The sequence below is a fragment of the Streptomyces malachitofuscus genome, assembly GCF_055571035.1.
The window spans coordinates 133,455-146,520 of record NZ_JBVIGA010000020.1; the positions used below are offsets into that span (position 1 = coordinate 133,455).

Sequence of the window (13,066 nt, forward strand, 5' to 3'; positions counted from 1 at the left end):
GACCGTGAAAGGACCCGACGGCCCTGGTCGGTGTCAGTGCGGTCGCGTACGGTGAAGGTCCTGCAATCCGTGTGCCGCCTGTGCTCTCCCTGAAGAGCCCATACGAGCCTGCAAGCGCGTCCTCATACGAACAGGAGGCCGAAGGTGCCGCTCCTGACCGGAGCCGAGCCGTACCGCCACGAGGGCGGGGAGACCGCCGTTCTCCTCTGCCACGGCTTCACCGGTTCGCCGCAGTCGCTGCGCCCCTGGGCGGAGCACCTCGCCGAGCGCGGCCTGACCGTCTCGCTGCCGTTGCTGCCCGGGCACGGCACCCGCTGGCAGGACCTCGGGGTCACCGGCTGGGAGGACTGGTACGCGGAGGTGGACCGCGAGCTGCGGCTGCTGCGGGACCGCAGCGCGCGGGTCTTCGTGGCCGGGCTGTCGATGGGCGGCGCGCTGGCGCTGCGGCTGGCCGCGCGGCACGGGGACGCGGTGAGCGGGGTGATGGTCGTCAACCCTGCGAACAAGGTGCACGGCGTGGCCGCGCACGCCCTGCCCGTGCTCCGGCATCTCGTCCCGGCCACGAAGGGCATCGCGAGCGACATCGCCAAGCCGCAGAGCAGGGAGCTCGGCTACGACCGGGTGCCGCTGCACGCGGCGCACTCGCTGCGGAACTTCTTCCGTCTCGTCGACGGCGAGCTGCCCCAGGTCACGCAGCCGCTGCTGCTGATGCGCAGCCCGCAGGACCATGTGGTACCCCCCGCGGACTCGGCGCGCATCCTCGGCCGGGTGTCGTCGACGGACGTCACGGAGATCCTGCTGGAACAGAGCTACCACGTGGCGACGTTGGACCATGACGCGGAGCGGATCTTCGAGGAGAGCACCGCGTTCATCGGCCGACTGGCGCCCGGCGCCGTCAAGGAGCAGGGGCCCGGTCTCGGCAAGGAAGGGACGACCACAGGTGGCTGAGCACGACTCGGACCGAGAAGGCCGCGAGCCGGAGGAGAAGGGCGTCCCCCTCGACGAGGCCGCCGCCTGGGAGGCGATCGTCGCCGGGTACGGCGACGAGCCGCCGGACCCGCCGGGCGCCAAGCCGTTCAAGTCGATCGAGGACCTGGCGCTGCTGGAGTCCGAGAACAACGACGAGGTGGAGTCCGAGGCGCCCCGGAAGGCCGAGGACAAGCCCGCCAAGCCGCTCGGCGGCTCCGTCTCCTTCGCCCCCGGGGTCGGCGGCCCGCGCGACTACAGCGTGGCCGAGCCGTCGGACGACGACCTCGACGAGACGGACGAGGGCCACTTCGTACCGCCGGAGCCGCCGCCGCTGCCCGAGACGGACGTCACGTCGAAGTTCGCCTGGCTCGGTGTGCTCGGCGGCCCGGTGTTGCTCCTGGTGGCGATCCTGCTCGGCTGGGAGATGACCTGGTGGCTGACCACCGTGTGCATCGGCGGCTTCCTGGGCGGCTTCGCCACGCTGGTGATGCGCATGCGCACGGACGACGAGGACGACGACGACCCGGGCCGGGGCGCGGTGGTCTGACCGCGGGCGGCTATGCGGCGGCCGGCACCCGGAGAGCGGCCAGAACCGGCAGATGATCAGTGGCCGCCGCCAGATCGCGCTCACTCACCCCGGGCTGCTCCAGCGGCACCCCGCACCCCAGCACCTCGACGCCCTTGGTGACGAAGAGGGCGTCGATCCGCCGGTGCGGTTCGTCCCGGGTCCAGGTGTGCTCGCCGCCCCAGGGCGCCGCGGCCCAGCAGTCGGTCAGCGACTCCGCCAGCCGCCGGAAGGTACGCCCGCCCGGCCGCTCGTTGAGGTCGCCCCCGGCGACGGCGTGCTCGACGTCCATCCCCGCGAGCCGGTCGAGCAGCATGCCGCCCTGCTCGTACCGCTCGTCCTTCCGCAGCGACAGATGACAGCTCAGCACCCCGACCCGCGCCCCGCCGAACCGTACGACGGCGGTGGCGAACCCACGCCGGTGCTGCCCCGGGGTGAGCGGCAGCAGCACGTCCTCGGTCCGCTCGACGGTCGCCCGCAGCGAGCACAGGATCGCGGGCCCTGCGGCGGTGGCACCCCCGGAGAGGATCACCAGCCCGGACTCGGACGCCAGCGCCGCGAGCTTCTTCCGCCACCGGAAGAACCGCGGCGCCTCCTGCAGCAGGACCAGATCGGGCGCACAGGCGGTGATCACCCGGGCGAGCGCACCGGTGTCGTCCCGCATCGAACGGATGTTGTAGCTCAGCACCCGGATCACGGCCGAACCATCGGACTCGGTCCGGGAGTCGGGCAGCAGCGGAGTCGTCGCCATACGGATCAAGATACGCCGCCCCACCCGGTGGAACACGGCTCCGCGCTCCACGGGCCGGGGCACGTTGCCGGGATGCCGGTCCCCCGAAGCCGCCCGTGAAATGGCTGCGCCCGCCGTCCCTCGGGGGATCGGGCGGGCGCTTCCGTGCGTGTGACGGGTGGGGTCACATGATGGGGTCCGGTTCGCGGGCCAGGTCCGCTGCGCCCACCAGACCCGCCTTGTTGCCGAGCTGGGCGCCGAGGACGTCGGCGACCGGGCGCCAGTTGCCGCCGACCAGCCAGCGCTTGTAGGACTTGCGGATCGGGCCGAGGACCAGTTCGCCCTCGTCGGAGAGGCCGCCGCCGACGATGAAGGCGGAGGGGTCGAAGAGGGAGGCCAGGTCGGCGAGGCCGGCGCCGACCCAGCGGGCCAGCTCGCGGTAGGAGTCGACGGCCACCCGGTCGCCCTGGCGGGCGGCCATGGAGACGTGCTTGCCCTCGATGCCCTCCGGGGTGCCGTTGCCGAGGGACAGCAGTGTCTCGGCGTTCTCGGGGGTGGCGTTGGCGCGCTGCTTGGCGTAGCGGACGAGGGCGCGGCCGGAGGCGTACTGCTCCCAGCAGCCCTGCGAGCCGCAGCCGCACAGCAGGCCGTCCGGCACCATGCGGATGTGGCCGAACTCGGCGGCCACACCGAAGTGGCCCCGGCGCAGCTTGTTGCCGATGATCACGCCGCCGCCGAGGCCGGTGCCGAGCGTGATGCAGATGACGTTGCGGTGGCCCTTGCCGGCGCCGAACTTGTACTCGCCCCAGGCTGCGGCGTTGGCGTCGTTCTCCACGACCACCGGGAGACCCACGCGGGCCTCGACCTTTTCCTTGAGCGGCTCGTTGCGCCAGTGGATGTTGGGGGCGAAGTAGACCTCGGAGCGCTGGCGGTTGACGTATCCGGCCGCGCCGATGCCCACGCCGACGATGTCGTGTCCGGCGCGTGCTCCTTCCACCGCGGAGGCGATGGCGTCCACGATCCCCTCGGGCGTGCCCGGGGTCGGCACCTTGTGGGTCGAGAGGATGTTGCCGTCCTCGTCGACCACTCCGGCCGCGATCTTGGTGCCGCCGATATCGACGCCGATGGTGAGTCCCATGAATCCCTCAGTTCGGTCGAGCCCCGCTACCGCCAACGGTACCCGAGCCGCCGGGCCGGGAAGCCCGGTGTCCGCACGGTGGGCGGCCCGGCGGGGATCATGGGCCCCGCCGGGGACCGTGCGGTCAGTCGAGGTCGATGTGCTCGCCGGGGGCGGTACCGGGGTCGTCGCCGCGGTCCCGGCGCTCGTCCAGGTCGCGCGGATCGGTGTCGCGGGAGGTCCAGCGGCGCTCCTGGTCCTGCACGGCGGAGCGGTAGGCGGCGAGGAGTTCGTTGCCGGCGGCGGCCAGGTGGTCGAAGACGTCGGGGTTGCGTTCGATGACGGGTTCGACGGCGGCCTTGGCCTGCTGGACGACCTGCCGCACCACCTGCTGCGCGGCGGGCCCGGCGACGGCGCCGAAGAGCGGCGACTGCAGGCCGGAGAGCTTGTCGGCGACCGCGTCGACCAGCTTCTTCAGTTCCTCGGCGGCGGAACCGGCGGGCGGGCCGTGCTGGGCGCGGCGACGGGCCCTCTCCGCCTCCAGGTCCTCGGCGGCGGCGGTCGCCCAGGCGTCGGCGTGGGTTTCGGGGGTGGCCGCCTGTACGTCGTCCACCGGCTTGTCGACGATCTCGTCCCCGGCGTCTTCGGGCGGGGGGAGCTGTTCGCTCATGACGGACTCCTTCGACAGCGGTGGCCCCATCGACGTTACCCGAACGGGCCTGGTCGCTTCAGCGGGTACGGGGCCACAGCGCGGGATCCGGCCGGAACCGGATGCGCAGCTCGCCCTCGCGCAGGGCCGCGCCGTCGACGCTGCAGCGGCGCAGGGCGGACGGCAGGGGGACCGTGCGGCGGAACGGGCCGACGGTGACGACGATGTCGTCGCCGCGCCGTATGAGGTCGAGTTCGTCGCGGCGGGCGCCGGGGAGGGGGAGGTGCCAGACGAGGACGCCCTCCTCGGCGAGGTGGTCGGTGACCGGCCAGTCCACCGTGCCGGCCGCCGTCGGAACGCCCGGTACCGCGAGCGCGGCGAGGTCGTCCGTGCCGCGCGGGTCGCGGCCGAGGTGGGGGACCGGGTGGACGTCGTAGGACTCGCGCCACTCCTCCAGCGTCTTGCGCTGCTGGGCGACGGGGGCGGCGAGCCAGCTGTCGCCGTCGCTCTCCGGGAGGACGCGGTTTGCGAGGAGCCTGTCGGTGCGCAGTCCGCGCAGGGCCAGTCCGAGGGTCGCGGTGCGGACGGCCTCGGCGCCGGCGGGGCCGGGTTCGGCGACCAGGCGTACGACGGTGCCGCGGTCGGCGAGCACGGCCTCGACGGCGGCGAGCTGCAGGTCCAGGCGGGCTGCCGTCGCGTACAGCCAGTCGGCGGGCAGCGGGACGCCGGCGAGGCGGCCGAGCACGGGGCGCAGGGCGCGGGCCGCTTGGCGCTCGGGTGGGAGGAGGCGGCGCAGGTGGCGGCGGAGTTCCTCGGGAAGGGCGAGGAGGGAGAGGGCGCGGGGGGCCGGCGGGAGGTCCACGACGACGAGGTCGTGGGGCTCGTCGGCCAGGGTGGCGTCGCGCAGGGCGCGGAGGACGGCGAGTTCCTCGGCGCCGGGGAGAGGGCTGATCTCGTCGGGTTCGAGGCGGGCGGCGCCGAGGAGGTCCAGGGCGGGGGCGGCTCGGGTCTGGAGGGCGGCGAGGTCGGCGCGGAAGGCGGGGGCGGGGTCGACGTGGCGGACGGTGAGGTGGGGTGGGAGGTCGGTGCCCAGCAGGGGACGGACGGTGTCCGTGCGGTCGGTGCCGAGGAGCAGGGTGCGGGTGCCCTCGCAGGCTGCGGTCAGCGCGGTGGCGGCGGCGGTTGTGGTGCGGCCGCCGCCACCGGGGCCCGTGATCAGGAGGGTGCGCATGGGGGTGAACGGTAGTGGACGCTGGGCGGGGGTGGTGCGCAGCCCGGCGCCTGCGGGGTGCCGGTGCGCCCACCCGTGCCGCCCTGCGGCACGACTGCCCGCCCCAAGGGCTACCTTTCCGACTCCACGCGCTTCTTCAGGCCGGCCAGGGCTCGGTCGATGATGACCTTTTCCGCCTTGCGCTTGATCATGCCGAGCATGGGGATCTTGACGTCGACGGTGAGGCGGTAGGTGACCTCCGTCGTGCCCGGGGCGGTCGAGGTGAGGACGTAGGAGCCGTCGAGGGAGCGGAGCATCTGGGACTTCACCAGGGTCCAGGAGACCTCGTGTCCGCCGGTCCAGGTGTACGCCAGGACCTGGTCGTCCTTGATCGCGCCCGCGTCCATGACGAGACGCACCTGCTCGGCGCGGCCCTCCGCGTCGGTCTCGAGGACCTCCGCCTCCTTCACCTCGCCCGTCCAGTCGGGATAGCGGGCGAAGTCCGCGATCACCCCCATGACGTCGGCCGGTGCCGCCTCGATCGTGATGCTCGAGCTGGTGTGTTCCGCCATCGCCGTGGCTCCTCCAGATGCGGGCCGGTAGTCGTCGTCGCCGCGCAGCACACGCGCGTGCAGCGGAAGGCTACCGTGCGCCGGACCGGCCGAACTCACCCGACCTGGGGCGTCCGCACCCTTCCGGCCTCACCATTCGAGCGCCCAGGGCCGTCCGGTGCTCGCGAAGTGGCCCACGTTGACGCATTCGGTGGCGCCGATGCGCATGCGCCGCACCAGCGGCTGGTGGACATGACCGAAGAGGGAGTAGCGGGGCCGGGTGCGGCGGATCGCCTCCAGCAGGGCCCGGCTGCCGCGCTCGAAGCGGCGGGCGACGGTGTCGTAGACGAGGTCCGGCACCTCCGGGGGGATGTGGCTGCACAGCACGTCGACCTCGCCGACGGCCTCGATCTTCGCCGCGTACTCCTCGTCGTCGATCTCGTACGGCGTGCGCATGGGTGTGCGCAGGCCGCCGCCGACGAAGCCGAAGGTCCGGCCGCCGATCTCCACCCGCTGTCCGTCGAGGACGGTGGTGCCGGGGCCCGCGTACTCCGGCCACAGGGGCGGGATGTCGACGTTGCCGTATGTGGCGTACGTAGGAGTGGGAAAGGCGGCGAACAGCTCGGCGTACTGCTTGCGCACCGCTTTCTCGATCGCCGCGGCCCTGTCCATCTCGATCCCGGCCCAGAGCCGGCGCTGGAACTCGCGCGCCTCCTCGAAGCGGCGGGCGGTGCGCAGCTCCACGATGCGGTCGGCGTTCTCGGTGCCGAACAGGTCGGGGAAGATGCCGCGCGAGTGGTCGGCGTAGTCGAGGAAGAGCACCAGGTCGCCCAGGCAGACGAGGGCGTCGGCGCCTTCGCCGGCCCGCGCGAGGTCACGGGCGTTGCCGTGCACATCACTGACCACGTGAACGCGGGTCCGCCGGTTGCCGCCTGCTGTCGCTGCCATGGCGATCAAGGGTAAGCGTGTGCGGCAGGCGTGAACAATGGCGGGCGGACCTGCGGTTACTGGCTCGTCGGTTCAGGGGTGGACTACTGTGCGCAATGGAACACCAACCTGTGTGACGCAGCGAACATCTGGCGGGGACCCCCTGTCGTAGAAGCCATACCGGCGGGTAACGTCCGGGCAGTCCAGTCGTGCTCGGGATTTCAACTTGTGAATTCGCGAGCACCCGCCCGAGCCTTGGACCGCACCGTCGCATCGCACAACGTCGTGGCGCCGGCGCCCTAAGAGGAGCAGCAGTCTTGCGCGAGTTCAGCCTTCCGGCCCTGTACGAGGTCCCTGCGGACGGCAATCTGACCGACATCGTCCGCAGAAACGCCGCGCAGCATCCCGATGTGGCCGTCATCGCCCGCAAGGTCGGCGGGACGTGGCAGGACGTGACGGCCACCACCTTCCTCGCGGAGGTACGGGCGGCCGCCAAGGGCATGATCGCCGCGGGTGTGCAGCCCGGCGACCGGGTGGGCCTGATGTCCCGGACCCGCTACGAGTGGACGCTGCTGGACTTCGCGATCTGGAGCGCCGGCGCGGTCACCGTGCCCGTGTACGAGACCAGCTCGCCCGAGCAGGTGGCGTGGATCCTCGGCGACTCCGGCGCCACCGCCTGCTTCGTGGAGCTCGACGCCCACGCGGCGACCGTGGAATCGGTGCGCGACCGGCTGCCCGCGCTGAAGAACCTGTGGCAGATCGAGGCCGGCGGCCTGGAGGAGCTGGGCCGGCTCGGACAGGGCGTCACGAACGAGACGGTCGAGGAGCGCAGCTCGGTCGCGAAGGCGGACGACCCGGCGACCATCGTCTACACCTCCGGCACCACCGGCCGTCCCAAGGGGTGTGTGCTCACCCACCGCAGCTTCTTCGCGGAGTGCGGCAACATCGTGGAGCGGCTGCGTCCGCTGTTCCGCACCGGCGAGTGCTCGGTGCTGCTGTTCCTCCCGCTCGCGCACGTCTTCGGGCGGCTGGTGCAGATCGCGCCCATGATGGCGCCGATCAAGCTGGGCTGCGTGCCCGACATCAAGAACCTCACCGATGAACTGGCCTCGTTCCGCCCGACGCTGATCCTCGGCGTGCCCCGGGTGTTCGAAAAGGTCTACAACTCGGCGCGGGCCAAGGCGCAGGCCGACGGCAAGGGCAAGATCTTCGACAAGGCGGCCGACACGGCGATCGCCTACAGCCAGGCGCTGGACACGCCGTCCGGGCCGTCGGTGGGCCTGAAGATCAAGCACAAGGTGTTCGACAGGCTCGTCTACGGCAAGCTGCGCGCGGTGCTGGGCGGGCGCGGCGAGTACGCCATCTCGGGCGGTGCCCCGCTGGGCGAGCGGCTGGGCCACTTCTTCCGCGGCATCGGCTTCAGCGTGCTGGAGGGCTACGGTCTGACCGAGTCCTGCGCGGCCACCGCGTTCAACCCGTGGGACCGGCAGAAGATCGGCACGGTCGGCCAGCCGCTGCCCGGCTCCGTCGTCCGGATAGCGGACGACGGTGAGGTGCTGCTGCACGGCGAGCACCTGTTCAAGGAGTACTGGAACAACCCGGGCGCCACGGCCGAGGCGCTGGCCGACGGCTGGTTCCACACCGGGGACATCGGCACGCTGGACGAGGACGGCTATCTGCGGATCACCGGCCGGAAGAAGGAAATACTGGTGACGGCGGGCGGCAAGAACGTCGCCCCGGCGGTCATCGAGGACCGGATCCGCGCACACGCGCTGGTGGCGGAGTGCATGGTGGTGGGCGACGGGCGGCCGTTCGTGGGCGCGCTGGTCACCATCGACGAGGAGTTCCTGGTCCGGTGGGCCGAGGAGCACGGGAAGCCCGCCGGGTCGACGGCGGCCTCGTTGAGCGAGGACCCGGACCTGCTCGCGGCGATCCAGTCGGCGATCGACGACGGGAACGCCGCGGTGTCGAAGGCGGAGTCGGTGCGGAAGTTCCGGATTCTGCCGGCGCAGTTCACGGAGGAGTCGGGGCATCTGACTCCGTCGCTGAAGCTGAAGCGGAATGTTGTCGCCAAGGATTACGCGCACGAGATCGAGGCGATTTACGCGAAGTAGGGCGCGTGGCTTGTCGCGCAGTTCCCCGCGCCCCTGGGGAGCTGCCCTCGGCGGAGTCTGCGGGGAAGCCGCTTCAGAGCAGCTTTCGCAGTTCGTCCGCCAGTAGGTCCCAGCGCCATTTCTGTTCGACCCATTCTCTGCCGCGCTCTCCCATGCGCCGGCGGAGTTCCTCGTCGGCGAGGAGCGTGGTGATGCGGTCGGCCGTGTCGGTCGGGGAGCCGCCGGGGACGACCCAGCCGGTTTCGCCGTCGAGGACCGCGTCGGGGGCGCCGCCGGAGTCGCCGGCCACGACGGGGAGACCCGTCGCGGACGCCTCCAGGTAGACGATGCCGAGGCCCTCGACGTCCAGGCCCCCGCGCCGGGTACGGCACGGCATCGCGAAGACGTCGCCGGCGCCGTAGTGGGCGGGCAGCTCGGACCAGGGGACGGAGCCGGTGAAGCGGACGGAGGCGCCGACGCCCGTGTCGTGGGCGAGGCGGCGCAGGTCCTTCTCGTAGGGGCCGCCGCCGACGATCAGCAGCACGGCGTCCGGTTCGGCGGCCAGGATCGCGGGCATGGCCCGGATCAGCGTGTCCTGGCCCTTGCGCGGCACCAGCCGCGAGACGCACACGACCACCGGGCGGTCGGTCAGCCCGAGACGCGCCCGCACCTCGTCGCCGCCCGAGCCGGGGTGGAAGGTCTTCTCGTCGACGCCGGGCGGCAGCTGCACCATCCGCGCGGCGGCTTCGGGGGTCAGCGCCGAGGCGATCCGGGAGCGCGTGTACTCACCGAGGTAGGTGATCGTGTCCGTGGACTCCCCTATCCGGCGCAGCAGTTGCCGTGCGGCCGGGAGCTGGGCCCAGCCGGCCTCGTGGCCGTGGGTGGTGGCGACGATCCGCTGCGCGCCCGCGCGGCGCAGGGCCGGTGCCATCAGGCCGAGCGGCGCCGCCGCCCCGAACCACACCGAGGTGCACCCGTGCTCGCGCAGCAGCCCGACGGCCCGCCGGGTGGCGGCCGGGGTCGGCAGCAGCATCGTCGTACGGTCGCGTACGACGGTGAAGGGCTGCTCGGCGTCGAAGGCGGCGGTCGCCTCGACGCCCTCCCGGGAGCGCTTCCAGGTGGAGGCGTAGACGACGAGGCGCTCCGGGTCGAGCCGCAGCGCCATGTTGTGCAGGAACGCCTGGATGCCGCCGGGCCGGGGCGGGAAGTCGTTGGTCACGATCAGGGTCTTGTGCATCGTCGCAGACCCTACCGAACGGTGCTTTCGCCGTACGCCACGGCGGTGCTCTGTGGCACGTACACCCGTGTCCGGGACATCATGGCCCCTCACGACGGCACACCGAACGGGCAGGGATCACGTGGAGACGACGGCCGCACGAGGGTCCCTGGCATGGCTCCTGATCATCTGGGCGCTGACGCGAACGGCACTGCTGCTGTGCGTGCTCAAGGTGATCGTCTTCCCGGGCCCCGACGTCACCAGCGACGTGTCGGTGATCTACCAGGGCTGGTACGACGTCCTGCGTACCGGAACGTTTCCGCTGAACGACGTGACCTGGCAGTACCCGCCCGCGGCGGCGCTGGCAATCCTCTCCCCCGCTCTGCTGCCGTTCCTGGAGTACGCGACCGCGTTCTTCGTGCTGGCCTGCGCCGCCGACCTGATCACGCTGGCGATGCTGCTGTACGCCGGGCGCGGCCCCGGGCGGACGCGTCGCGGGGCCTGGGTGTGGGTGGCGGGCGTGCCGCTGCTCGGGCCGACGGTGTACGCGCGGTACGACGTGATGGTGACGGCGGTGGCGGTGGCCGGGCTGCTCGCCGCCGGCCGGCATCCGCGGGTGCTGGGGGCGCTGGCGGCGTTCGGGGCGCTGGTGAAGGTGTGGCCGGCATTGCTCCTGCTCGCGGTGCGGCGGCGCGGGGCGTGGGTGTCGGCGGGGGTGACGGGTGTCGGCGTGGCCGTGCTGTTCGCCGTGCTGATGCCGGGGGCGTTCGCGTTCCTCGGGTTCCAGCGGGACCGGGGGACGGAGGTGGAGTCGCTGGGGGCGCTGGTCTTCCATGTGGCGCGGCATCACGGCTGGGAGGGCGAGGTGCTGCTCAACTACGGCTCGGTGGAGTTCCTCGGGCCGTATGTGGACTGGGTGAGCACGGGGGCGCTGTTCCTGACGGGGGTGGCGCTGGGGTGGCTGGTGCTGTGGCGGGTGCTGGCGAAGCGTTTCGAGGCGCACACGGTCGCTGATGCCGCGTTCGTGGGGGTGCTGATGTTCACGACCACGAGCCGGGTGATCAGCCCGCAGTACATGGTGTGGCTGGTGGGGCTGGGGGCGGTCTGTCTGTGCTTCCGTGGGAGCCGGATGGGGGTGCCGGTGGGGCTGGTGCTGGGGGCCTGCCTGGTGACGGTGCTGGAGTTTCCGTTGTGGTTCGCGCATGTCGTGGCGAGCGACGCGCTGGGGATTTCGTTGCTGGTGGTTCGCAACGGGTTGCTGGTCGTGGCGACGGTGAGCGCGGCTCGGGTGCTGTGGTGCACGACGGTGCCGCGGCGGCGGGAGATTCCGTCGGTGCCGGGACCGGCCCGTGCGGCGGAGACGCCGGTCTCGTCCTGACGCCGGGTGCGGGTTTGCGCGGCCCGGCGCTTGTGGGTGCCGCGGCGTGGCGGTGGACCCGGGGGGATGCGTGCGCAGCCCGGCGCATGCGGGGTGCCGTCGCGCCCACCCGTGCCGCCCTGGGGGTACCTCCCAGGCCCTTGAGGCACTGGGGGAGGCACGACTGCCCGCGGCAACCGCAGGAGCCGCGGGAGCGGCGGCGCGGCTGACCGTGGGAACCCGCCTACGGCGGGGAGGGGTCGGGGCGGGGGTGTTCGCCCGCAGTGGCCGGCGCGTCCGCGCCCTCGGCCTCCCCGAGCGACACAGTCGCGCCGGTCCGAGGACGGACACCCCCGACCCGGCCCCGCACCACCCACCGGCCGTGGGCGCTACCCAAGCCCGCACCCACCCGCTGCTGCGCCGCAGGCATACGACCCCTACCCGCAGCCGCCCCGCAGCCGCCCCGCAGGCGGTCGAGGGAGGGTCAGGACAGGGTGGCTTTCATGTAGTCGTGCCATTGGAGGGTGAAGTCCTCCGGGGTGGTGCCCAGCACGCTGTTCATCGCGGACTCGACCGCGCCCTCGCGGTCCTCGTGCGCGCCCACCGCGCGGTAGAACTCGCCGAGGCGCTGCTCGCCCCAGCGGTCGGCGATCAGGCGGCAGGCCAGCCAGCCGCCCTCGTAGGCGCGGGCGAGGCCGTCCGCGTCGCCCGAGAAGCCGAAGTCCTCGTCGGTGGGCAGGGCGCCGGGCACCTCGCCCTGGCTCACCGCGTGGGCGAGCTCCGGTGCGGCCTCGGCGGGACCCCGGCCGCCGTCGCGGTAGCCGACCCAGTCGGCGTACCCCTCGGACAGCCAGAGCGGGGTCGCGGGCGAGGTGTGGGCGCGGGTGGCGACGTGGGTGGTCTCGTGGGTGAGGACGACCTGCCGTCCCGAGTCGCCGAGCAGCCCGAAGGCGTCCGGGTTGACGATGACCCGGTCCGCCGGTGCCCGCCCGTCCGTGCCGGTGGCGCCGGTGGTGACGGCGGCGATGCCCCGGTAGGAGGAGGCGGGTGAGCCCAGCAGGCCCGCCATGCCCTCCAGGGACTCCGGGACCATGACGAGGACGCGCCCGGTCCATTCCGGGCCCCAGGCGTCGGACACGGCGGGCACCGCGCGGTCGGCCAGCGCGGCGTAGTCGCGCAGCTTGCCGGCGGGCTGTCCGACGCCCAGCACCAGGCTGCGTTCGCCCCGGACGGCCCGCGCCGGGCCCTGGTCCCACAGCTGCTGGCCGGACTTCCGCGCGGGGCGGTCGGAATCGACGGTCCAGTGGCCGTCCCGGTCCCGGCTCAGGCCGAGGGAGCGGGCGGTGACGACCGGCGAACGGTCGTGGCCCTCCACGCGGTAGCTGAGGTCGGCGGAGACGGTGGCGCTGTCGCCGGTGCGGTCCAGGGACGTGACCCGGTAGGACCAGTCCGCGAGCGGGACCGCGCGCAGGTTGTCGAACCCGGCCCGGGTGCCGGTGCGGGCGTAGGCGGTGGCGTCCCGTTCGAGGACCGCCTCCGCGCGCCGGTCGAGGAGCGACTGCACCTCCGCGCGGGCGCCGTCGACGGTGCTGCCGCCGCCGCACGAGACCAGGGAGACCAGCAGCAGACACAGCGTCACCAAGGACGCTCCCGTCACCCGCCGTCGATCAGCCACCTTTCCG

Annotated in this window: 12 protein-coding genes; 4 read left to right on the forward strand and 8 right to left on the reverse strand. The window is 72.8% G+C overall.

Features of this window, described 5'->3' with window-relative positions:
• The first annotated feature begins 144 nt into the window (after nucleotides 1–144).
• Complete coding sequence (locus tag ACZ44S_RS27140) at nucleotides 145–948, forward strand: alpha/beta hydrolase (RefSeq protein ID WP_466933414.1); 804 nt, start codon at nucleotides 145–147, stop codon at nucleotides 946–948.
• Nucleotides 941–1,516 carry a hypothetical protein gene (locus tag ACZ44S_RS27145; RefSeq protein WP_466933416.1) on the forward strand — a complete coding sequence of 192 codons (576 nt, stop codon included), beginning with the start codon at nucleotides 941–943 and terminating at the stop codon, nucleotides 1,514–1,516. The genes ACZ44S_RS27140 and ACZ44S_RS27145 overlap by 8 nt, the downstream gene beginning before the upstream one ends.
• 10 nt (nucleotides 1,517–1,526) lie before the next feature.
• Here the strand turns inward: ACZ44S_RS27145 and ACZ44S_RS27150 are convergent, their stop codons facing one another.
• The 6 genes from ACZ44S_RS27150 to ACZ44S_RS27175 form a co-directional block, all read right to left on the reverse strand.
• The gene (locus tag ACZ44S_RS27150) at nucleotides 1,527–2,285 is read right to left on the reverse strand and encodes an endonuclease/exonuclease/phosphatase family protein (RefSeq protein ID WP_466933418.1); all 759 of its coding nucleotides are present in this window, start codon (nucleotides 2,283–2,285) and stop codon (nucleotides 1,527–1,529) included.
• Between the two features lie 163 nt (nucleotides 2,286–2,448).
• A complete protein-coding gene (locus tag ACZ44S_RS27155) occupies nucleotides 2,449–3,402 on the reverse strand; it encodes an ROK family glucokinase (protein WP_466933420.1) in 954 nt (317 codons plus the stop codon).
• A 124-nt stretch (nucleotides 3,403–3,526) separates the two neighbouring features.
• Nucleotides 3,527–4,051 carry a DUF5304 domain-containing protein gene (locus tag ACZ44S_RS27160; RefSeq protein ID WP_466933422.1) on the reverse strand — a complete coding sequence of 175 codons (525 nt, stop codon included), beginning with the start codon at nucleotides 4,049–4,051 and terminating at the stop codon, nucleotides 3,527–3,529.
• A gap of 58 nt (nucleotides 4,052–4,109) precedes the next feature.
• Nucleotides 4,110–5,261, reverse strand: a complete 1,152-nt coding sequence (locus ACZ44S_RS27165; protein WP_466933424.1) for an ArsA family ATPase — start codon at nucleotides 5,259–5,261, stop codon at nucleotides 4,110–4,112.
• A gap of 110 nt (nucleotides 5,262–5,371) precedes the next feature.
• On the reverse strand, nucleotides 5,372–5,812 hold the full coding sequence (locus ACZ44S_RS27170) for an SRPBCC family protein (RefSeq protein ID WP_466933426.1): 441 nt from the start codon (nucleotides 5,810–5,812) through the stop codon (nucleotides 5,372–5,374).
• A gap of 129 nt (nucleotides 5,813–5,941) precedes the next feature.
• Nucleotides 5,942–6,739, reverse strand: coding sequence for a metallophosphoesterase family protein (locus ACZ44S_RS27175; RefSeq protein WP_466933428.1), 798 nt, complete (start codon nucleotides 6,737–6,739; stop codon nucleotides 5,942–5,944).
• A 296-nt stretch (nucleotides 6,740–7,035) separates the two neighbouring features.
• On the opposite strand from ACZ44S_RS27175, the gene ACZ44S_RS27180 reads away from it, so the two are divergent.
• Nucleotides 7,036–8,832 carry an AMP-dependent synthetase/ligase gene (locus ACZ44S_RS27180; RefSeq protein ID WP_466933430.1) on the forward strand — a complete coding sequence of 599 codons (1,797 nt, stop codon included), beginning with the start codon at nucleotides 7,036–7,038 and terminating at the stop codon, nucleotides 8,830–8,832.
• Nucleotides 8,833–8,905: 73 nt separating this feature from the next.
• Here the strand turns inward: ACZ44S_RS27180 and ACZ44S_RS27185 are convergent, their stop codons facing one another.
• On the reverse strand, nucleotides 8,906–10,048 hold the full coding sequence (locus ACZ44S_RS27185) for a glycosyltransferase family 4 protein (protein ID WP_466933432.1): 1,143 nt from the start codon (nucleotides 10,046–10,048) through the stop codon (nucleotides 8,906–8,908).
• A 121-nt stretch (nucleotides 10,049–10,169) separates the two neighbouring features.
• Here ACZ44S_RS27185 and ACZ44S_RS27190 point away from each other — a divergent pair, with 121 nt between their 5' ends.
• Nucleotides 10,170–11,405 carry a glycosyltransferase 87 family protein gene (locus ACZ44S_RS27190; RefSeq protein WP_466933434.1) on the forward strand — a complete coding sequence of 412 codons (1,236 nt, stop codon included), beginning with the start codon at nucleotides 10,170–10,172 and terminating at the stop codon, nucleotides 11,403–11,405.
• A 463-nt stretch (nucleotides 11,406–11,868) separates the two neighbouring features.
• On the opposite strand, the gene ACZ44S_RS27195 is transcribed toward ACZ44S_RS27190, so the two are convergent.
• Complete coding sequence (locus tag ACZ44S_RS27195) at nucleotides 11,869–13,059, reverse strand: hypothetical protein (RefSeq protein ID WP_466933436.1); 1,191 nt, start codon at nucleotides 13,057–13,059, stop codon at nucleotides 11,869–11,871.
• Between the last annotated feature and the right edge of the window lie 7 nt (nucleotides 13,060–13,066).